Consider the following 19,997-nt stretch of genomic DNA (forward strand, 5'->3'; position numbering starts at 1 on the left):
CCCGGCATGAACATGCACATGCCGACAGACAACGACGCCCAGGAGACGACGACGCCTGCGCCCGCCACCGGCGGCGTCACGCCGATGATGGAGCAATATATCGAGATCAAGGCGGCAAACCCTGACTCGCTTTTGTTCTACCGCATGGGCGATTTCTACGAGCTGTTCTTCGACGACGCGGAGAAGGCGAGCCAGGCCCTTGGCATCGTTTTGACCAAGCGCGGCAAGCACCAGGGCCACGACATTCCGATGTGCGGCGTACCGGTGCATGCGGCGGACGACTATCTGCGAAAGCTGATCGCGCAGGGTTTTCGCGTCGCCGTCTGCGAGCAGATCGAGGATCCGGCAGAAGCCAAGAAACGCGGTTCAAAATCGGTGGTGCGCCGCGACGTGGTGCGGCTGGTCACGCCGGGCACCATCACCGAGGACAAGCTGCTCGCGCCCTCGGAATCGAGTTTCCTGATGGCGCTCGGCCGCGTCAAGGCTGGCGGCGCCGCTGCCAGCCAGGCGAGCTTCGCCCTGGCCTGGATCGATATTTCGACCGGCGCGTTCCGCGTTGCCGAGACGAGCGGCGAGCGGCTGCTTGCCGACATCTTTCGCGTCGACCCGCGCGAATTGATCGTTGCCGAGCCGGTGTTCCACGATCCGGAGCTCAGGCCGGTCTTCGATGTGCTCGGCCGGGTCGCCAACCCGCAGCCGCCTTCGCTGTTCGATTCAGCTTCCGCCACAAGCCGCATCGCGCGCTTCTTCGAGGTCGCGACGCCCGACAGTTTCGGCACCTTCTCGCGCGCCGAATTGTCGGCGATTTCGGGCGCCATCGCCTATGTCGAAAAGACGCAAAAAGCCGAACGCCCGCCGCTGTCGTGGCCCGAGCGCGAGGAGCAGGGCTCGACGCTGTTCATCGACCCGGCGACGCGCGCTAACCTGGAACTGCTGCGCACGCTGTCCGGCAGCCGCGACGGCTCGCTGTTCAAGGCGATCGACCGTACGGTGACCGGCGGCGGGGCGCGCTTGCTCGCCGACCGGCTGATGGCGCCGCTGACCGACCCGGCAGCGATTGCCGCCCGGCTGGATTCGGTGTCGTTCTTCCGCTCCGAGACACGGCTTTGCCAAGGCTTGCGGGCGAGCCTGAAAAGCGTCGCCGATATGCCGAGGGCGCTGTCCAGGCTGGCGCTCAACCGCGGCGGACCGCGCGACCTGGGCGCGCTGCGCGCCGGCTTCGAAGCGGCGGGCGCGATCGCCGAATTGTTCGCGGCGGCCTCCCTGCCCGCCGAGCTCGCTTCGGCGCTGGCCGCGATCAAGGCCTTGCCCGAGGCGCTCGCCCGCCATCTCAGCGAAGCGCTCGACGACGAGCTGCCACTGATCAAGCGCGACGGCGGGTTCGTGCGGTCGAGCTACAATGCCGAGCTCGACGAGATGCGGGCGCTGCGCGACGAATCGCGAAAAGTGATCGCCGGTCTGGAACGCTCGCTGATCGAGGAAACCGGCATCCGCTCGCTGAAGATCCGGCACAACAATGTGCTCGGCTATTACATCGAGGTCACCGCCAACCACCACGCGGTCATGACCGGCAGCGACGCCGCCAAGGCACGCTTCATCCATCGCCAGACCATGGCCAACGCCATGCGCTTCACCACGACGGAGCTGGCGGAGCTCGAATCGAAGATCGCCAACGCCGCCGACCGGGCGCTGAGCATCGAGCTCGCCGCCTTCGATCGGCTGACGGCGGAAGTGGTGGCCGAGGCCGAGCGGATCCGCGCCGGGGCGGAAGCGCTTGCGGCTCTGGACGTGTCGGCGGCGTTGGCGCTCTTGTCCGAAAGCGAGGGATGGTGCCGGCCGCTGGTGGATTCCGGCCTCGCCTTCGAGATTGTTGGCGGACGCCACCCGGTGGTCGAACAGGCGCTCAGGCGTTCCGGCGAAGGCCCGTTCGTCGCCAATGATTGCGACCTCTCGCCCGAGGGCGGCGCCAAGGCCGGCGCCATCTGGCTGCTCACCGGCCCCAATATGGGCGGTAAATCGACATTCCTCAGGCAGAACGCGCTGATTGCCATCCTTGCCCAGACCGGCTCCTTCGTGCCGGCGAAAAGCGCCCATATCGGCGTCGTCGATCGCCTGTTCTCGCGCGTCGGCGCCTCGGACGACCTGGCGCGCGGCCGCTCGACCTTCATGGTCGAGATGGTCGAAACGGCGGCGATCCTCAACCAGGCCGGCGAGCGGGCGCTGGTGATCCTCGACGAGATCGGCCGCGGCACGGCGACGTTCGACGGGTTGTCGATCGCCTGGGCGGCGGTCGAATACCTGCACGAAAAGAACCGGTGCCGGGCGATTTTCGCCACGCATTTCCACGAGATGACGGCGCTCGCCGGCAAGCTGCCCCGGCTTCATAACGTCACCATGCGGGTCAAGGAGTGGGAAGGCGACGTCGTCTTCCTGCACGAGGTCGGCAAGGGTGCGGCCGACCGCTCCTACGGCGTGCAGGTGGCGCGGCTGGCCGGCCTTCCGGAAGCGGTCGTCGCCCGTGCCAAGGAGGTGCTGCATCAGCTGGAAGAGGGCGAGGTTTCGGGCAAGACCAACCGGCTGGTCGACGACCTGCCGCTGTTTTCAGTGGCGGTGAAACGCGAAGCGCCGAAACCGGCGAAAAGCGATGCGCTGGGCGAAGCGCTCGGCGCGATCAATCCCGACGAGATGACGCCGCGCGAGGCTCTGGAGGCGCTCTACCGGCTGAAGGGGCTGGCGAGCCGGTAATCAAAACAATCGGAACATCGGCGTCACCAGCCCTGCCGACCGGAGCCAGCCGAGCAATTCGACCGCGAGTATCGCCGCAAGGAAGTAGGAGCCGTCAATGGCGGTCCGCTTCAGCGCCACTGCGTCGAACGTGACGGGAGACGGGCCCAGGACGTCGTCGTCATCGCGCCGCAGACGGGGAAAGAAGGCCGGCACGCTGCGACGATAGCGCCGATAGGCCTCGCCGAAGATCGCGTCCAGCGCGGTCGCTTCGCGCGTCGCGACATAGGTAAAGACCAGGCAGGTGAAGACAAAGAGAACCGCCGAAAGGATCAGCGACCCGAATGTCAGCCCGACGCCTGCCAGTCCAAGCGCCGAGAAGAAATAGAGCGGGTTGCGCGTATAGGCATAGGGGCCGGTCGTGACGAGCTCACGGTTCTTGCGTCCGCCAACATAGAGCGATGCCCAGCAGCGGCCGCCGATGCAGATGAGGATCAGCACGGTACCCGCAAATTCAAGCATTTCGCGAAACGGGCTGCCCTGTGGCCACGCACTTTCGGCAAGCAGGGCCGGCGCCAGGACGACGGGAGCAGCCAGCCAAAGGAAACGGATCCTTCTGCCCTGTTGAAAAACCGTCGCGGAAAGCGGCATCGGGGACTTCTTCTGCATTTGCCTCGTCGCCTCAGTCGGTGCGCACCGCGGCTCCCCTGTCGGTCCAGGCCGGCGGCAATCCCATCCGATCACCGACGAAGCCGACCAGTCCGGGTGATTTGCCGAATGCCTTGCAGGCAGGGTATTTCGGCTCCCTGCCGACCATGGCGCGCATTTCGTCCCTGGTCGGGAGCGACGGCAGCGTGCCGAAGGGCGTCTTGCCGGTGACCAGGAGCTTGCTGAAATCGTGGCCGAACTTCGCCGCCAGGTCGTAGGCATCGCCCTCGCGGGCGACCCGGCCCGAATCCAGCAGGGCGTTCGCGCCACGCCCCCAGATCATGGCCGCCGCCTGCTTGCCGTTGTCGCCAACCGCTTCGGCTTCAAGCGAAAGGCTGCCCAATCCGATCGGCAGGCGCGGTACCGGAACATGCATTTCAGGCAGCGCGACGGAAACCGCCGTGGACGCGACTTTCGAAACGCCTACCGCCAGCGCATTCGTCGGCGTCGCATGCGTTACCATCGCGTGGACCGTCAGGTCGGCCGGCTCGGTCAGGGCGACCACTTGAAAGCGCTGGCTCAGGCCGGAGCAGAGTGTTCTGTCGACGGCGTTGATGACAAGGCTGCGCTGCGCCGGCGTCAATGTCGATTTTCCGGCGGCGGGCTGCGAAAAGCCCGTCGGAATGATCCGGACGGTTTTTGCCGCGAGCACGTCGTCCTTGCTCACCCGCATCAGCGAGCGGGCCAGCCAACCGTCCGACGGTTTCAGCTCGTCATAGGATTGCAGCGAGCCAACCTGATCCAGCGGCGCGGACGCGCAGCCGACCGCGAGCACGCTCAAGACCAGCACAAATGGCCATATTATACGGTGGTCGGCGCGGCAAGCGTGCCGATCGGCCAGGCCGCGACCGATGTGAGCCCCGCGACGGGAACGCAAGCAAGCTGCCATGGATGCCTCTGCATGGGTGTGCCCGGCGGGCGTGTTGGGGAGTGTCAATAATTGCACTCAGTGCAATAAATTGATGGCGTCATTATGGCGAGGCGCAATGACGGGGCTTGAATGTGCGCCAAAATTCTTGTCGCATCCGAGGAACGGTCATGGCAGGAGCGCTCCATGAACGACGCGCCAAAACCCGAAGGCCTGCGCGAGCGGAAGCGGCGGGAAAGGTCCCGCCGCATCGCCGACGCCGGCCTGAAAGCTTTCCTGGCCAATGGCTATGACGCGACCACGCTTGACGAGATAGCCGCCGCCGCCGGCATCTCGCGCCGGACGTTCTTCCACTATTTCAAGACCAAGGACGAGGTGCTGTTTGCATCGCTGGGCAACCACGCGAGCGCGGTCAAAGCATCGATCCTTGCCGAGCCACCCACGGGAACGGCGATCGACATTGCCCGCGATGCGTTGCTCAAAATCATCGGCAGCTTCCAAGGGGCAGCAATGATGGCGACGGCCAAGATCATGCGGGAGAGCAAGACGCTGCGCTCGCGCAGGCACACGGGCTACCTGCAGTTTGAGCAAGCCATTTTCGACGGGTTGTGCGAGTTGCAGCCGGACCAGGCCCGCGACAGTCTGCGACTGGTCGCCCTGGTGACGGTCGTCGCGTTGCGTCTGGCCGTGGAGACATGGCAGCAGCAACATGCCAGGCATCCGCTGGAAGGATATGTCCAGGATGCCTTTGAAAGGCTGAAAACCGAGATTCGATAAGTCAAGTCGCTCGAGGCGTCGCAAAGAACAAAAGCCGTGTTGACACATTGTACCGATCGGTACAATGTGGGTGATCGACAATCGAACCGACAGGAGATCCCATGAGCCGTCCGCCATTGCCGCCCTTCACGGCCGAAACGGCGGCGCAAAAGGCGCGCCTTGCGGAGGATGCCTGGAACAGCCGCGACCCGGAACGGGTTTCGCTCGCCTATACCGAGGACAGCGTCTGGCGGAACCGGGCCGAATTCATCTCTGGCCGCGGCGAGATCGTCGGCTTCCTCAAGCGCAAATGGGCGCGCGAGCTGGACTACCGCCTGATCAAGGAGGTCTGGACCTGGAACGACAACCGCATCGCGGTGCGCTTCGCCTATGAATGGCGCGACGACAGCGGCCACTGGTTCCGCTCCTACGGCAACGAGAACTGGGAGTTCGACGAAGCCGGGCTGATGCGCCGCCGCGTTGCCAGCATCAACGACCTGCCGATCGCCGAGCGCGAGCGGAAATATCACTGGCCGCTCGGCCGCCGGCCGGATGACCATCCCGGCCTTTCCGAACTCGGGCTCTAGGGGAGATTGGATGCGGCGCATCGCGCCAGATCGCGACCAGTTGCTGGCGATCGTTGCCGAGGTTTTTCGCGAGCATGGCTACGAGGGCGCCAGCCTGGCCCTGATCGGCGAAGCTACGGGGCTGGGCAAAGGAAGCCTCTACCACTTTTTTCCCGGCGGCAAGGAAGAGATGGCGAGAGCCGTCGTTGCCCATATCGACGGCTGGTTCGAGGAGAATGTCTTTGCGCCGTTGCGCGACAGCGCCGATCCGTTGGCCGGGATCGAGCAGATGCTCGAGGCGACGGACAGTTATTTCCGATCAGGACGGCGCGTTTGCCTGATCGGCGCCTTCGCGCTGGACGAATCGCGCGATCTCTTCGCCGGCCAGATAAGGGACTATTTCGGCCGCTGGGTCACGCATCTCGCCGATGCGCTGGCGCGATCCGGACACCGACCGGACGAGGCCAACGAGCTGGCCGAGGAGGCTGTCGCTGCCATCCAGGGCGCCCTCACGCTTGCGCGCGCCGCCAATGACCTCGATGTGTTTTCAAGGGCCTTGCGGCGACTGCGGGTGCGGCTTGGGCTGCCGGTCAAGACGTAACGTTCCTACAGAGGCTCGAAGCGGAAGCCTATCCCGGTTCGGGAAACCCGGCCGACGCCTGGTGAATCGAGATGCGCTCCGGCAACGCACCAGGCATTGTCGGCGGCAAGCGCCAAAATGCGCAACCGGGTTGTCCGCGCCTGGTCCTGGTCGGCGTCGAACTCCCATGCAACCTCCGGCCGCTCGAACTGAAGCGACGGCGCATGCACGATGTCGCCCCAGACCAGCAAAGTCTCGCCGCCGCTCGTGACACGAAAGCCGGTATGGCCGACTTCGTGGCCGGGAGCGGCGACGGCCTCGATATTCGCGCTCAGACGCTGCCCGGGATCCAAAGGCTGCGCTCGGTCATGGAAGCGGCTCAACCTCGCTACCGACCGGAACATGTCGAGCTCGGCTCGAGGGACAAGCAGGCGAGAGAGTTGCGGAAAGCCGTCCTTCCCATCCGGACGGACGAGCCCGTGGATGTGGTCGAGATGGGTGTGGGTGAACGCAACCGTGCGTATCCGATCGATGGCGATCGTCGCCTCGCTCAGCGCCTGCGGCAGGAACCCCATTGTCGGATGCCAGGCATTCGAGGACCCCGTATCGATCAGCGTGATTTCACGGCCGTCGTCGATGGCAAAGGCATTGACCGACAATCTGAGCGCGCCATCGAAGAGCGGCACCTGCGGAGGGAGATCGTCGCCGAAGGGCTCGCCTCCCGGCTTATGCAGCCGCCGGACCGGCATGTCGACATAACCGTCGCGCAGCGAGGTGACGGTCAAGTCGCCGATTTTATAAGTCGTGTGATGACGTCCGGCTGAAATTCGTTCCAATGCCTGCTCTCAGTTCAGTCGCAAATCCGGATCGGGTTTTCGGCTAGATCATCTCCAACCCGCGCTTGCGCGTCGGCGGCGGGAAGGCGCGGTCGAGATCGGCGAAATCCTCAGGCGTCAGCTTGATGTCGAGCGCGGCCGCATTCTGGCGGACATGCTCCTGCCGGGTGGCCTTCGGAATGGCGATGACGCCCGGCTGCGCCATCACCCAGGCGAGCGCGATCTGCGCCGCGGTGGCGTTGTGCCGGGCAGCAATGGCCTCCAGCCGCGCATTGCGCGCCAGCGCGCCCTGCTCCACCGGCGAATAGGCCATCAGCGGGATGCCTCGCTCCGCGCACCATGGGGCCAGATCGAATTCGGGGCCGCGCCGCGACAGGTTGTAGAGCACCTGATTGGTCTGGACGTTGCCGCCAGCGGCCAAGCTGACCAGCTCCGCCATTTCGTCGGTGTCGAAATTGCTGACGCCCCAGTGGCGGATCTTGCCTTCGGCCTTCAACGCCTCGAAGGCCTCGACGGTTTCGGACAGCGGCACGCTGCCCGGCCAATGCAGCAGATAGAGATCGATCCGGTCGGTGGAAAGCCGCTTCAGACTGGCCTCGCAGGCGCGCTTCACGCCGGCGCGCGAGGCGTTCGACGGCAGCACCTTGGAGACCAGGAAGGTCTCGTCGCGGCGTCCGGCGATCGCCTCCGCCACCACCTCCTCGGCACCGCCGCTGGCATACATTTCGGCGGTGTCGATCAGCGTGATGCCGAGATCGAGCCCGAGCTTCAGCGCCGCCACCTCGTCGGTGCGGCGGCGCCGGTCCTCGCCCATCTTCCAGGTGCCCTGGCCCAGCACCGCAACGGCCTCGCCGGACGGCAGCTTGAGGGTTCTGACTGGTGACGGCATGGCTTTCTCCGCGTGGGCCCGGATCGCAGCACAGCCAAAGTCGGAAATCCAGAGCGAAGGCGCCTGGCCGCCTGGATTTCCCGGGAGCGGCTACTTCGCCGGATGCTTGGCGAGCCAGTCCTGCATCTGCTTGATCTCGGCTTCCTGCGCCGCGACGACGCCTTCGGCGAGCTTGCGGATTTCCGGATCCTTGCCGTTGGCGATCACCACCTTGGCCATGTCGATGGCGCCCTGATGATGCGGGATCATGCCGCGGACGAAATCGACATCGGCATTGCCGGTGTATTTGATCATCATGTCCTTGTGCATCTTCTTCATCGCCGCCTCATAGCCCGCCGTGGCCGGGCTCTGGGCGCCCATCGCCATTTTGGACATGTCGTGCTTCATCTCCTCCGACGAGGCCGGAACGCTTTCGAGGAAGACGGCAAGCAGCATTCCCGCCGCCATCAAAAGCAGCACGATCTTCTTGGCCAGGGTCATTCAGGGTCTCCTTGTGGTTGAGGTTCGTATCTGGGGGCTTCGTTCAGAGTTTCAACGTCCTCAGCCGCAAAGCATTGGTAATGACCGACACCGACGACAGGCTCATCGCCGCCGCCGCTATCATCGGCGACAGAAGCGTGCCGGTGAGCGGATAGAGCACGCCGGCCGCGACCGGCACGCCGAGCACGTTGTAGAGGAAGGCAAAGAACAGGTTCTGGCGGATGTTGCGGATCGTTGCCTGGGCCAGCGTGCGCGCCCTGACAATGCCGTTCAAGTCGCCCTTGACCAGCGTGATGCCGGCGCTTTCGACCGCGACGTCGGCGCCGGTGCCCATGGCGATGCCGACATCGGCGCCAGCCAGCGCCGGCGCATCGTTGACGCCGTCGCCGGCCATGGCCACGCCAGCGCCGCTCGCGCGCAGCTGCTCCACCAGCGCGCCCTTCTCATCCGGCAGCAGGCCGGCGCGGACTTCGTCGATGCCAAGCTTCCCGGCGATCGCTTTGGCCGTGCGCTCGTTGTCGCCGGTTGCCATGATGATCCTGAGACCCCTCTCGTGCAGGGCCTTGATCGCCTCGGCCGTCGTTGCCTTGACGGGATCGGCCACGGCAACGATGCCGGCGAATGCGCCGTCGACGGCCACGAACATCGCCGTCTTGCCATCGGCTTGCAGCTCCTCGGCATTGGCCGTTTCGACGCCGAGGTCCGCCATCATCGCCGCATTGCCGAGCGCGACCTTCCTGCCCGACACCGTTCCCGAAACGCCCTTGCCGGTGAGGGCTTCGAAATCGACGGCATCGGCCAGCTTCAGGCCGCGCGCGACGGCGCCCTCGACGATCGCCTCGGCCAAGGGATGTTCCGAGCCCTTTTCAAGCGCGGCGGCAAGGCCCAGCAGCTCGTTCTCCAGGATGCCCTCGGCCGCGACGACATCGGTGAGCCGCGGCTTGCCTTCGGTCAGCGTGCCGGTCTTGTCGACGATCAGCGTGTCGACCGACGCGAAACGCTCCAGCGCCGCCGCTTCCTTGATCAGCACGCCGGCATGCGCGCCGCGTCCGGTCGCCGTCATGATCGACATCGGCGTCGCCAGACCAAGCGCGCAGGGACAGGCAATGATCAGCACCGACACAGCCGAGACGATGGCGAAGATCAGGCTCGGCTGGGGACCGAAGAGCGCCCAGGCGATGAAGGCGATGATGGCGACCAGCACCACGGCCGGAACGAAATAGAAGGACACGCGGTCGGCCAGCCCCTGGATCGGCGCGCGCGACCGCTGCGCCTTGGCGACCATCTCGACGATGCGCGACAGCGTGGTCTCGGCGCCGACCTTTTCGGCGCGCATGACGAGCGAGCCGTTCTTGTTCAGCGTGCCGCCGGTAAGCGCGGAGCCTTCCGTCTTCTCGACCGGCAGCGGCTCGCCCGTGATCATCGATTCGTCGATCGCCGAGCGACCTTCCAGCACGATGCCGTCGACGGGAACGGCATCGCCCGGACGGATGCGCAGCCGGTCGCCGGTCTGGACGCTGTCGAGCGGCACATCCTTCTCGGAACCGTCGGCGCCGATCAGACGCGCGGTCTTCGGGGCAAGGTCGAGGAGCGCGCGAATGGCCGAGCCGGTGCGCTCGCGGGCCCTGAGTTCCAGCACCTGGCCGAGGAAGACGAGCGCGACGATGACGGCAGCAGCCTCGAAATAGACCGGAACGGCGCCGTCATGACCGCGGAACTGATGCGGGAAGATGTCCGGGAACAGGGCGGCAACCACGCTGTAGAGATAGGCCGCGCCGACGCCCAGCGAGATCAGCGTCCACATATTGGGGCTGCGGTTGACAACCGACTCCCAGCCGCGATGGAAAAACGGAAACGCCGCCCAAAGCACCACCGGGCTCGCCAGCGCCAGCTCTACCCACGTTTTGGTCCGGCCGTCGATGAGACTTTCGAAGCTGAGGCCAAGCATCGGCGCCATCGCGAAGATCAGGAGGGGCACGGAAAGCGCCGCGCTGACCCAGAACCGGCGCGTGAAATCGACCAGCTCGGGATTCGGGCCCTCGTCGCCGGTCGGCACACCCATCGGCTCCAGCGCCATGCCGCAGATCGGGCAGGAGCCAGGCTTGTCGCGGATGATTTCGGGGTGCATCGGGCAGGTGTACTGCGTTCCCTTCGGCATCGGCTGCGGCTCGGGCCGGCCAGCAAGGTATTTTGCCGGCTCCGCCTCGAACTTGCCCTGGCAGCCGGCGGAGCAGAAATAGAAGCCCTGGCCATCATGGCGCACAAAGTGCCTGGCGCTGGCGCGGTCGACGCTCATGCCGCAGACGGGATCGGTGGCCGTCAGGTAGCTCTCCGGCTCGGCCTCGAATTTCGTGCGGCAACGCTCGCTGCAGAAATGAAAGGTTCGTCCGCCATGCTCGGCTGTCGGCTTGCCGGCCGCCGGATCGACCGTCATGCCGCAGACAGGGTCGCGAATCACTGCTTCGGCGGCTGTCGCCGCAGTTTTCGCGGAGCAGCAGGATGCGCCATGCGGGTGATGATGGTTGTGGTCGGAATGGGTCATCGGCAATGCCTCGGAATTCTCGAATTGCGGCGGAGGTAGTCCTTCCAGCAACTGGAAGGTCAAGGGGCGACGCTGCGATTTTTTGCCTGTTGCGCCGCGCCACGGCAGACTGGAAGCATCCTCCCCGGAATTTACGCGCGTCAAACACGGCCGCCATGCTATGCACGCCGCCATTTTGAGCTCAGCGAACCGCACCCGATGAAATGCCTCGTCATAAATCTCGACCGCTCCACCGACAGGCTGGCGCATGTGACAGCCGAATTCGAGCGAGCCGGCATGACTTTCGAGCGTATCGCCGCGGTGGACGCGCTGGCCCGGCCGGACTTGGCTTCGATGCCGGTGGGCAAGAGGCCAGTCTCGCGGACACAGCTGACGGATGGCGAGATCGCGTGCCTGCTAAGCCATAGGATCTGCTGGTCCGCCATCGCGGCCGGCGACGATGCTTATGTCGCGATCTTCGAGGACGACGTGGTGCTTTCGGAGAAAACCGGTCCGCTGCTGGCGGACCGGAGATGGATTCCGGCAGATGCCGATATCGTCAAGCTCGAGACGTTCTTCCACAGAACTGTCGTCGGACTGAACAAGATTGCTGCCGGCCATGGCTTCTCGGCAAGAAAGCTGTACGACGTTCATATCGGCAGCGCCGGCTATATCGTGTCGAAGAAGGCCGCCGGCATCCTTCTGGAGGCGACGCGGGAAATTCGCTTCCCCGTCGACCATGTGCTGTTCAACCCTGAGCTCGAGACGTCGTCCGGCAAGGTGGTATACCAGCTATGGCCGGCGCTTTGCGCGCAGGAGCAATTCCTCGGGCGGGAAAGGGTCAGATTCCCAAGCCTGCTCAAGCAGGATCGCCAGGAGCAGCATGCCCTTAGGGAGGTCCGCCAAAAGCCAAAGGCATCCGTGTACGACAAGGTCCGCCGCGAGATTCGACGGCTATCGCTGCAAATTGCGGATTTATGCCGGTTGCGGCGGTGGATGATCGTGCCGTTCGCCCATGGCGGAAAGCGCATCCGCCGGCCCCATACACAGCGCCGCGAAAACGCGCTATAGACGCCGCCGAATGGCAAAGATCTCCTTGAAACTCAACGAAATCATCGATGGCGACACCTTGCGCCGCGACTTGACCGCGCTGACGTCGGCAAGCGCTGGCGACGGTTCGGGACCGGCGGTTCGCACTGCTGTCCTCCAATTGCTCAAAGCCAGGCTGGCGGAGGGGCGCAAGATCGCCGAGGCCATGCTCAAGCAGGATGGCGGCGGCAATGCCTGCGCCGAGCGACTCTCGTATCTGATGGATGAGCTTATCCGGGCGCTCTATGATTTCGCCGCCACCCATGTCTACCGCGTCAAGAACAGGTCCGTGGCCGAACGCATGGCGGTCGTGGCGGTCGGCGGCTACGGCCGCGGCACGCTGGCGCCGGGCTCGGACATCGATCTCCTGTTCCTGCTGCCCTACAAGCAGACGCCATGGGGCGAGCAGATCGTGGAGTACATGCTCTACATGCTCTGGGACATGGGACTGAAGGTCGGCCACGCCACCCGCAACATCGAGGACTGCCTCAGGCTGTCGCGCAGCGACATCACCATCCGCACCTCGATCCTCGAGGCGCGTTTCCTGTGGGGCGAACAGAAGCTCTACGAAGAACTACTCACCCGTTTCGACCATGAGGTGGTGCGCACGACCGGGCCGGAATATGTGCAGGCCAAGCTCGCCGAGCGCGACGAGCGCCACGCCAAGGCCGGCGAAAGCCGCTATCTGGTCGAGCCCAATGTCAAGGACGGCAAGGGCGGCTTGCGCGACCTGCAGACGCTGTTCTGGATCGGCAAATATTTCTACCGCGTGCGCACCGGCGAGGAACTGGTCGAGAAGGGCGTCTTCACCGAGGCCGAATACCGCGAGTTCCAGAAGGCTGAGGATTTTCTGTGGGCGGTGCGCTGCCACATGCATTTCCTCACCGGCAAGGCGGAGGAGCGGCTGCATTTCGACATCCAGCGCGAGATCGCCGAACGTCTGGGCTACACGACGCATCCCGGCCTGTCGGCGGTCGAGCGTTTCATGAAGCACTATTTCCTCGTCGCCAAGGATGTCGGCGACCTCACCCGCATCTTCTGCGCGGCGCTCGAGGAAGAGCAGGCCAAGCATGTGCCGGGCTTCAACCGCATCTTCCTCACCTTCCAGCGGCGCAAGCGCAAACTTGCCGGCACGTCCGATTTCATTGTCGACAACCACCGCATCAACATCGCCGACGACGGCGTGTTCGAACGCGACCCGGTCAACCTGCTGAGGCTGTTCTGGTTCGCCGACAAGCATGGGCTGGAGTTTCATCCCGACGCGCTGAAGCTGCTCACCCGCTCGCTCGGCCTGGTCAACAAGTCGCTCCGGCGCGACGAGGAGGCCAATCGGCTGTTCCTCGACATATTGACCTCGGACCGCAACGCCGAGCTCAATCTCAGGCGCATGAACGAGGCCGGGCTGCTCGGCAGGCTGATCCCCGACTTCGGCAAGATCGTCGCCATGATGCAGTTCTCGATGTACCACCACTATACGGTGGACGAGCATCTCATTCGCTGCATCGGTGTGCTGGCCGAGATCGAACGCGGCGATGGCGAGAAGATTCATCCGCTGGCGCATTCGCTGATGCCGGGGCTCAAGAAAAGCCGCGAGGCGCTCTACGTCGCTGTGCTTCTGCACGACATCGCCAAGGGCCGGCCGGATGACCATTCGGAAGCCGGCGCCCGCATTGCCCGACGCATCTGCCCGCATATGGGGCTGTCGGCGGCCGATACCGAAACTGTCGCCTGGCTGGTCGAGAACCATCTCGTGATGTCGATGACGGCGCAGACGCGCGACCTCAACGACCGCAAGACGATCGAGGATTTCGCGTCGATCGTGCAGTCGGTCGAGCGGCTGAAGCTGCTTTTGGTCCTCACTGTCTGCGACATACGCGGCGTCGGGCCGGGTGTGTGGAACGGTTGGAAGGGCCAGTTGCTGCGCACGCTCTATTACGAGACCGAGCTGCTGCTGACAGGCGGCTTTTCGGAAGTGTCGCGTGCGCAACGCACCGCCGCCGCGCGCGAGCGGCTGGCCGAGGCGCTCTCGGCCTGGCCGGCCAAGGAGCGCAAGCGCTATGTCGCGCAGCACTATGAGAACTATCTGCTGACGGTCGACCTCAAAGACCAGCTGCGCCACGCCGGATTCATCCGTGAGGCGGATGCGGCGGGCAAGAAGCTCGCGACCATGGTCAAGACGCATGAATTCGAGGCGGTGACGGAGATCACCGTGCTGGCGCCGGACCATCCGCGCCTGCTTTCGATCATCGCCGGGGCATGTGCTGCGGCCGGCGGCAACATCGTCGATGCGCAGATCTTCACCACCTCGGACGGACGGGCGCTGGACACCATCCTGATCTCCCGGGAGTTCGATCTCGACGAGGATGAGCGCCGCCGCGCCGAGCGCGTCGGCCGGCTGATCGAGGACGTGCTGTCCGGCAAGAGCTGGCTGCCCGAGATGATCGAGAAGCGCACCAAGCCGAAGCGCGGCGCGAAGGTATTCAGGATTCCGCCGCGCGCCGAAATCCGCAACACGCTGTCGAACCGTTTTTCGGTGATCGAGGTCGAGGGGCTGGACCGGCCGGGCCTGCTGTCCGAGATCACGGGGACGCTCTCCGACCTGTCGCTCGACATCGCATCGGCGCATATCACGACCTTCGGCGAAAAGGTCATCGACACGTTCTACGTCACCGACCTGACCGGACAGAAGATCGACAGCCCGACGCGCACCGCCACCATTCACAAGCGGCTGATCGATACGCTGGAAGGCACTTCGTCCGAACGCAACGGCAAGGCCAAGGCGGCGGCCGAGTGACCATCCATTTGACGCAATTTCCCTGGCAGTCATCCCCGGCATGAGCCTCGTCAAGAAATTCGCCACCGTCGCTTCCGGCACGCTGATGAGCCGCGCCTTGGGTTTCGGCCGCGAGATGCTGATGGCGGCCGCGCTCGGCACCGGGCCGGTCGCCGACGCCTTCAACGCCGCCTTCCAGTTTCCCAACACCTTCCGCCGCCTGTTCGCCGAAGGCGCCTTCAACGCCGCTTTCGTGCCGCTCTTCGCCAAGGAGATCGAGCAGCATGGCAATGAAGGCGCCAAGCGCTTCTCGGAGGAAGTGTTCGGCGTGCTGTTCTCGGCGCTGCTGGCGCTGACTATCGCGATGGAGCTGGCGATGCCGCTGATCGTGCGCTACCTGGTGGCGCCGGGCTTCGCCGACATTCCGGGCAAGTTCGAGACGACCGTCACGCTTGCGACGATCATGTTCCCCTACCTGATCTGCATGTCGCTCGGCGCCATGATGGCCGGCATGCTCAACTCGCTGCGCCGCTATTTCGCTGCGGCGATCGCGCCCGCCTTCCTCAACATCATCCTGATAGCCGTGCTGGCCTATGCCTGGTATCACGGGCTCGATGCGCATGATGTCGGCTTCGGCCTGTCCTGGGGCGTGCTGGCGGCGGGGATCGTGCAGCTCGCGATCGTCTGGATCGCGGTGCGCCATGCCGGTATCTCGATCGGCTTTCGCCGTCCGAAAATGACGCCGAACGTCAAGCGGCTGCTGATCCTGGCGCTGCCGGCGGCGATCACCGGCGGCATCACCCAGATCAACCAGCTGATCGGTACGGCGATCGCCTCGGCGCAGAACAGCGCCGTGTCGTCGCTCGCCTATGCCGATCGCATCTACCAGTTGCCGCTCGGCGTCGTCGGCGTGGCGGTGGCGATCGTGCTTCTGCCGGAACTGTCGCGGGCGCTGAAATCGGGCAACCTGGTCGAGGCCGCAAACCTGCAGAACCGCTCGGTCGAGTTCACGCTGTTCATGACGCTGCCGGCTGCCGCCGCGCTCTGGGTGATGTCGGAGCCGATCGTGCGGCTGGTCTATGAGCGCGGGGCGTTTGCCGCCAACCACTCGACGCCGATCGTCGCCTCGATCCTCGCGATCTTCGGCCTCGGCCTGCCGGCCTTCGTGCTGATCAAGGCCTTCACGCCCGGCTATTTCGCGCGCGAGGACACGCGCACGCCGATGATCTTTGCCGCCATCTCGGTCGGCGTGAACGTCGCCACGGCGCTCAGCCTGTTCCCGTCGATGGGCGCGCCGGGCATCGCGGTGGCTTCGGCTGTTGCCGGCTGGATCAACGCGCTGATGCTGCTCGGCATGCTGATCCGGCGGGGACATTGGGGCCGCGACATCCCGCTCTTGAAGCGCATTCCAAGGCTGGTGCTGTCGGCGGTGATCATGGCGACCGCGCTTTATTTCGCCGAGCACTACTTCGCTGCGCGGCTTGGTCCCGGTTCGCCGCTGGTGGTGAAGGCGACGACGCTGTTCGCGCTGGTCGGCGGGGGTGCGGCGCTCTACTTCATCGCCGCCTTCGGCACCGGCGGCGCCGATTTCGGCATGATCCGCAGGAATGTGAAACGGGGATCGGCGAAATCTGCGCCGCGGGAATCGAATACCGGCCTGGACGAATAACCCAAGCAGGCTTGCAGCAACACCGGTCTTGATCACGTCGCGCCGTTCGTCCATAAGCGCGTCGTCGAAAGACTTTCGCCGCGCGCGAAACGGCCCTCCACAAGCCATGAGGAACTCATGTCCGCCTTCAAGTCACTCGTCTTTTCGGGCGTCCAGCCGACCGGCAATCTACATCTCGGCAACTATCTCGGCGCCATTAAGAAATTCGTCGCCCTCCAGGAGCAGTCCGACTGCATCTATTGCGTCGTCGACCTGCATTCGCTGACGGCGCAGCTGGTTCACAAGAACCTCGGCGACGAGACGCGCTCGATCACCGCGGCGTTCCTGGCCTCCGGCATCGACCCGAAGAAGCACATCGTCTTCAACCAGTCGCGGGTCATGCAGCATGCCGAGCTTGCCTGGATCTTCAACTGCGTGGCGCGCATCGGCTGGATGAACAAGATGACGCAGTTCAAGGACAAAGCCGGCAAGGACCGCGAGAATGCCTCGCTCGGCCTGCTCGCCTATCCGAGCCTGATGGCCGCCGACATCCTGCTCTACCGCGCCACCCATGTGCCGGTGGGCGAGGACCAGAAGCAGCACCTGGAGCTCACCAGAGACATCGCGCAGAAATTCAACAACGACTTCTCCGAGAAGATCGCCGCGCTCGGCGTCGGCGTGAAGATGCAGGTCGGCGAGGAGACGGTGAACGGCTATTTCCCGATCACCGAACCGGTCATCGGCGGCCCGGCGGCGCGCATCATGAGCCTGCGCGACGGTTCCAAGAAGATGTCGAAGTCGGACCCGTCGGACCTGTCGCGCATCAACCTGACCGACGATGCCGACACCATCTCGAAGAAGATCCGCAAGGCCAAGACCGATCCGGAGGCCTTGCCGAGCGAAGTCGACGGGCTGGAAAGCCGGCCCGAGGCGGAGAATCTGGTCGGCATCTATGCCGGCCTTGCCGAAATCTCGAAGGAAGACGTGCTGAGAGAATATGGCGGGCAGCAGTTTTCCGTGTTCAAGCCGGCGCTGGCCGATCTTGCCGTGGAGAAGCTGGCGCCGATCGCTGCCGAGATGCGCCGCATCGAGGGCGATCGCGCCTATGTCGACGCCGTGCTCAAGGACGGCGGCGACCGGGCGCGCGCAATCGCCGAAGGCACGATGAAGACGGTGCGCGACATCATCGGCCTGCTGCAGGACTGATCGACAAGTAGTTGTTTCTACGCAATTCCGGACGGAAAACCGCTACACACTTTTCCTGGGATTGCTCTAGGACCATTGCCACGCCGGCCGGCGGCTTGCCGCCGGTCTGTGGCGGTGGCAGATTGCGGCCGAATTGATACCGAGCAGATAGACATGGTCTCCAAACGCCTCAGCCGCGAAGCCGGCCATCGCCGCAAGTTCCTGGCGATCATTGACGACACGCCCGAGTGCGAGCGCGCCGTCGCCTACGCCTCGAAGCGGGCGCAGCACACCAGCGGCGTGCTGGTGCTGCTCTATGTCATCGAGCCGGACGACTTCCAGCATTGGCTGGGCGTGGAAAAGATCATGCGCGAGGAAGCAAACGCGACGGCACGCGCGGCGCTCGACGGCTATGCCAACAAGGTGCGCCAGAGCGTCGGCATCGAACCGGAGCTGGTGGTGCGCGAAGGCAAGCCAACCGACGAGATCCACAAGTTGATCGAGGAAGACCAGGACATCGCCATCCTGGTGCTGGCAGCCGGCGCCGGCAAGGAAGGCCCGGGGCCGCTGGTCAGCGCGGTTGCCGGCCGGGCCGCGGCTTTCCCAATTCCTGTCACGGTGGTGCCGCAGAACCTGTCGGATGAGGAGATCGACAGCCTAGCCTGAGGTGTATCGATATTCCGGTGAGGCCGGTCTGCAAATGACGGCTTCCTGCGCTTCCGGTGCTCACGTTCTCGGAATCCAGCCAGTTTGGTCGCTTCGCGCCCGTCTTCGACTCCGACTCGGCCTGACCGGAATCTCGATACACCTCGACGTCTGCGATAGAAGCTGTAAAAACATTCCGCCAGCCAGCCGTTCCTAGCGACGCGTTGTCGCTTGAATGTCCAGCCGATAGAGCCTATTTAGAATTATTCCAAACTATCGGCCCGAGAAGGGCCTGGAGATACCCATGTTCATCCAGACCGAATCGACGCCGAACCCGGCGACGTTGAAGTTTCTTCCCGGTAAGGAAGTGCTGCGCGAAGGTACCGCCGATTTCCGCAACGCCGAAGCTGCCGCGGAGGCTTCGCCGCTGGCCGGCCGGTTGTTCGAGATCCCGGGCGTCACCGGCGTCTTCTTCGGCTATGATTTCGTCACCGTGACCAAGGACGGCCCGGACTGGCAGCATCTGAAGCCCGCCATCCTCGGCGCCATCATGGAACACTTCATGTCCGGCGCCCCGGTCATGGCCTTGACCGCCCCGGCGCGCGAAGCCGGCGAGACCGGCGAGTTCTACGACAAGGCCGACGAAGAACTGGTGCTGACCATCAAGGAACTGCTCGACACGCGCGTGCGCCCGGCCGTTGCCCAGGACGGCGGCGACATCACGTTCCGCGGCTTTGAGAACGGCACCGTGTTCCTGCACATGAAGGGCGCCTGCGCCGGCTGCCCGTCGTCGACGGCTACTTTGAAGCACGGCATCCAGAACCTGCTCCGGCACTTCGTTCCGGAGGTCCAGCAGGTCGAGCAGGTCGCCTGACAATTCCACACCGCCGGCCACTCGGCGGAGCGAATTCTTCCCAATTCCAAAAACAAAAAACCGGGCCCCAACAGCCCGGTTTTCTGTTCTTGGACGTCTTGTTGTTGCCTAGACGGTCCGCCTGCGAAACTTTTTAGTTGACCATGATCTTTTCCGAAAACCGGCTTCCACTTTTCGGGATCATGGTCCTTACATCACGATGACTTTGGCGCCGACCGATGTGCGGTCGTAGAGGTCGATAATGTCCTGGTTCATCAGCCGGATGCAGCCCGACGACATCGCCTTGCCGATCGAGAACCATTCCGGGCTGCCATGCAGGCGGTAGCCCATGTCGCCGCCCTTGTTGAAGAGGTACATGGCACGCGCGCCGAGCGGGTTCTTCAGGCCCGGCTCCATGCCGCCGGCGAACTTGGCGAGCTCGGGCTGGCGCTTGATCATCTGCGAGGGCGGCGTCCAGGTCGGCCACTCGCGCTTCAGCGCGATATGGGCGGTGCCGTGCCACTCGAATCCCTCGCGGCCGACGCCGATGCCGTAACGCATCGCCATGCCGTCGCCCTCGATGAAGTACAGGAACTTGTTCTGGGTATCGACGATGATGGTGCCTGGCTTCTCCGGGGAATCATACCGCACTTCCTGGCGGTGGAACCTCGCGGGAACCTTCTCGATCGGGACGCGCGGCAGCTGATAGCCGGCATCGGTCATCGCGCCATAGTTGTTGGTGAACAACTGCCCACCGATGGTGCTGCAGCCGCTGACCGCGGTCGACAACGCAAGAGCGGCGAGGATTGCAAACGACTTCAAGCGCATGAAAAGGTCCGACGCCCTGTCTCTGTATCAGCGGCACGAGTCGGCCGC

General features: G+C 64.5%; 17 protein-coding genes. 10 read left to right on the forward strand and 7 right to left on the reverse strand.

Annotated features, from left to right (window positions below; genetic code table 11):
- The first annotated feature begins 6 nt into the window (after positions 1-6).
- Positions 7-2,745 carry a DNA mismatch repair protein MutS gene (mutS, locus tag EN862_RS26530; protein ID WP_127866455.1) on the forward strand — a complete coding sequence of 913 codons (2,739 nt, stop codon included), beginning with the start codon at positions 7-9 and terminating at the stop codon, positions 2,743-2,745.
- Here mutS and EN862_RS26535 read toward each other — a convergent pair whose 3' ends face one another.
- Complete coding sequence (locus tag EN862_RS26535; RefSeq protein WP_127866456.1) at positions 2,746-3,393, reverse strand: isoprenylcysteine carboxylmethyltransferase family protein; 648 nt, start codon at positions 3,391-3,393, stop codon at positions 2,746-2,748.
- Positions 3,394-3,406: 13 nt separating this feature from the next.
- Positions 3,407-4,207, reverse strand: coding sequence for a DUF3313 domain-containing protein (locus tag EN862_RS26540; RefSeq protein WP_245519697.1), 801 nt, complete (start codon positions 4,205-4,207; stop codon positions 3,407-3,409).
- A gap of 279 nt (positions 4,208-4,486) precedes the next feature.
- On the opposite strand from EN862_RS26540, the gene EN862_RS26545 reads away from it, so the two are divergent.
- From EN862_RS26545 to EN862_RS26555, 3 genes are all read left to right on the forward strand, one after another.
- A complete protein-coding gene (locus EN862_RS26545; RefSeq protein ID WP_127866457.1) occupies positions 4,487-5,077 on the forward strand; it encodes a helix-turn-helix domain-containing protein in 591 nt (196 codons plus the stop codon).
- A 101-nt stretch (positions 5,078-5,178) separates the two neighbouring features.
- Entirely contained in the window at positions 5,179-5,643 is a 465-nt protein-coding gene (locus tag EN862_RS26550; RefSeq protein WP_127866458.1) for a nuclear transport factor 2 family protein, read from the forward strand.
- Positions 5,644-5,653: 10 nt separating this feature from the next.
- The gene (locus tag EN862_RS26555; RefSeq protein ID WP_127866459.1) at positions 5,654-6,223 is read left to right on the forward strand and encodes a TetR/AcrR family transcriptional regulator; all 570 of its coding nucleotides are present in this window, start codon (positions 5,654-5,656) and stop codon (positions 6,221-6,223) included.
- Between the two features lie 5 nt (positions 6,224-6,228).
- On the opposite strand, the gene EN862_RS26560 is transcribed toward EN862_RS26555, so the two are convergent.
- The 4 genes from EN862_RS26560 to EN862_RS26575 all read right to left on the reverse strand — a co-directional run bounded on the left by EN862_RS26560 (position 6,229) and on the right by EN862_RS26575 (position 10,949).
- Positions 6,229-6,987, reverse strand: a complete 759-nt coding sequence (locus EN862_RS26560; protein WP_245519698.1) for an MBL fold metallo-hydrolase — start codon at positions 6,985-6,987, stop codon at positions 6,229-6,231.
- Between the two features lie 94 nt (positions 6,988-7,081).
- Positions 7,082-7,927: an aldo/keto reductase gene (locus tag EN862_RS26565; RefSeq protein WP_127866461.1), complete on the reverse strand. Its 846-nt coding sequence runs from the start codon at positions 7,925-7,927 to the stop codon at positions 7,082-7,084.
- A gap of 90 nt (positions 7,928-8,017) precedes the next feature.
- Positions 8,018-8,407, reverse strand: a complete 390-nt coding sequence (locus EN862_RS26570) for a DUF305 domain-containing protein (protein ID WP_127866462.1) — start codon at positions 8,405-8,407, stop codon at positions 8,018-8,020.
- Between the two features lie 43 nt (positions 8,408-8,450).
- The gene (locus EN862_RS26575) at positions 8,451-10,949 is read right to left on the reverse strand and encodes a heavy metal translocating P-type ATPase (RefSeq protein ID WP_127866463.1); all 2,499 of its coding nucleotides are present in this window, start codon (positions 10,947-10,949) and stop codon (positions 8,451-8,453) included.
- A gap of 198 nt (positions 10,950-11,147) precedes the next feature.
- Here EN862_RS26575 and EN862_RS26580 point away from each other — a divergent pair, with 198 nt between their 5' ends.
- The 6 genes from EN862_RS26580 to EN862_RS26605 all read left to right on the forward strand — a co-directional run bounded on the left by EN862_RS26580 (position 11,148) and on the right by EN862_RS26605 (position 19,142).
- On the forward strand, positions 11,148-11,999 hold the full coding sequence (locus tag EN862_RS26580; RefSeq protein ID WP_127866464.1) for a glycosyltransferase family 25 protein: 852 nt from the start codon (positions 11,148-11,150) through the stop codon (positions 11,997-11,999).
- Between the two features lie 10 nt (positions 12,000-12,009).
- Positions 12,010-14,811 (forward strand): [protein-PII] uridylyltransferase, encoded by a 2,802-nt coding sequence (locus tag EN862_RS26585; RefSeq protein ID WP_127866465.1) that lies wholly within the window; start codon positions 12,010-12,012, stop codon positions 14,809-14,811.
- 40 nt (positions 14,812-14,851) lie between these two features.
- Positions 14,852-16,459: a murein biosynthesis integral membrane protein MurJ gene (gene murJ / locus EN862_RS26590; protein ID WP_127866466.1), complete on the forward strand. Its 1,608-nt coding sequence runs from the start codon at positions 14,852-14,854 to the stop codon at positions 16,457-16,459.
- Positions 16,460-16,576: 117 nt separating this feature from the next.
- Positions 16,577-17,644 (forward strand): tryptophan--tRNA ligase, encoded by a 1,068-nt coding sequence (trpS, locus tag EN862_RS26595; protein WP_127866467.1) that lies wholly within the window; start codon positions 16,577-16,579, stop codon positions 17,642-17,644.
- Positions 17,645-17,797: 153 nt separating this feature from the next.
- Positions 17,798-18,289 carry a universal stress protein gene (locus EN862_RS26600; RefSeq protein WP_127866468.1) on the forward strand — a complete coding sequence of 164 codons (492 nt, stop codon included), beginning with the start codon at positions 17,798-17,800 and terminating at the stop codon, positions 18,287-18,289.
- Positions 18,290-18,572: 283 nt separating this feature from the next.
- Positions 18,573-19,142, forward strand: a complete 570-nt coding sequence (locus EN862_RS26605; protein ID WP_127866469.1) for a NifU family protein — start codon at positions 18,573-18,575, stop codon at positions 19,140-19,142.
- Between the two features lie 189 nt (positions 19,143-19,331).
- Here EN862_RS26605 and EN862_RS26610 read toward each other — a convergent pair whose 3' ends face one another.
- Positions 19,332-19,949 (reverse strand): L,D-transpeptidase, encoded by a 618-nt coding sequence (locus EN862_RS26610; RefSeq protein ID WP_127866470.1) that lies wholly within the window; start codon positions 19,947-19,949, stop codon positions 19,332-19,334.
- Positions 19,950-19,997 lie beyond the last annotated feature (48 nt).

Source organism: Mesorhizobium sp. M2E.F.Ca.ET.219.01.1.1 (assembly GCF_004016445.2).
Taxonomy (GTDB): domain Bacteria; phylum Pseudomonadota; class Alphaproteobacteria; order Rhizobiales; family Rhizobiaceae; genus Mesorhizobium.

Bases quoted from the DNA above. Each gene is read 5' to 3' on its own strand.
- mutS (WP_127866455.1), top strand. From the start codon at position 7: ATGAACATGCACATGCCGACAGACAACGACGCCCAGGAGACGACGACG.
- EN862_RS26535 (WP_127866456.1), bottom strand. From the start codon at position 3,393: ATGCAGAAGAAGTCCCCGATGCCGCTTTCCGCGACGGTTTTTCAACAG.
- EN862_RS26545 (WP_127866457.1), top strand. From the start codon at position 4,487: ATGAACGACGCGCCAAAACCCGAAGGCCTGCGCGAGCGGAAGCGGCGG.
- EN862_RS26550 (WP_127866458.1), top strand. From the start codon at position 5,179: ATGAGCCGTCCGCCATTGCCGCCCTTCACGGCCGAAACGGCGGCGCAA.
- EN862_RS26555 (WP_127866459.1), top strand. From the start codon at position 5,654: ATGCGGCGCATCGCGCCAGATCGCGACCAGTTGCTGGCGATCGTTGCC.
- EN862_RS26565 (WP_127866461.1), bottom strand. From the start codon at position 7,927: ATGCCGTCACCAGTCAGAACCCTCAAGCTGCCGTCCGGCGAGGCCGTT.
- EN862_RS26570 (WP_127866462.1), bottom strand. From the start codon at position 8,407: ATGACCCTGGCCAAGAAGATCGTGCTGCTTTTGATGGCGGCGGGAATG.
- EN862_RS26575 (WP_127866463.1), bottom strand. From the start codon at position 10,949: ATGACCCATTCCGACCACAACCATCATCACCCGCATGGCGCATCCTGC.
- EN862_RS26580 (WP_127866464.1), top strand. From the start codon at position 11,148: ATGAAATGCCTCGTCATAAATCTCGACCGCTCCACCGACAGGCTGGCG.
- EN862_RS26585 (WP_127866465.1), top strand. From the start codon at position 12,010: ATGGCAAAGATCTCCTTGAAACTCAACGAAATCATCGATGGCGACACC.
- murJ (WP_127866466.1), top strand. From the start codon at position 14,852: ATGAGCCTCGTCAAGAAATTCGCCACCGTCGCTTCCGGCACGCTGATG.
- trpS (WP_127866467.1), top strand. From the start codon at position 16,577: ATGTCCGCCTTCAAGTCACTCGTCTTTTCGGGCGTCCAGCCGACCGGC.
- EN862_RS26600 (WP_127866468.1), top strand. From the start codon at position 17,798: ATGGTCTCCAAACGCCTCAGCCGCGAAGCCGGCCATCGCCGCAAGTTC.
- EN862_RS26605 (WP_127866469.1), top strand. From the start codon at position 18,573: ATGTTCATCCAGACCGAATCGACGCCGAACCCGGCGACGTTGAAGTTT.
- EN862_RS26610 (WP_127866470.1), bottom strand. From the start codon at position 19,949: ATGCGCTTGAAGTCGTTTGCAATCCTCGCCGCTCTTGCGTTGTCGACC.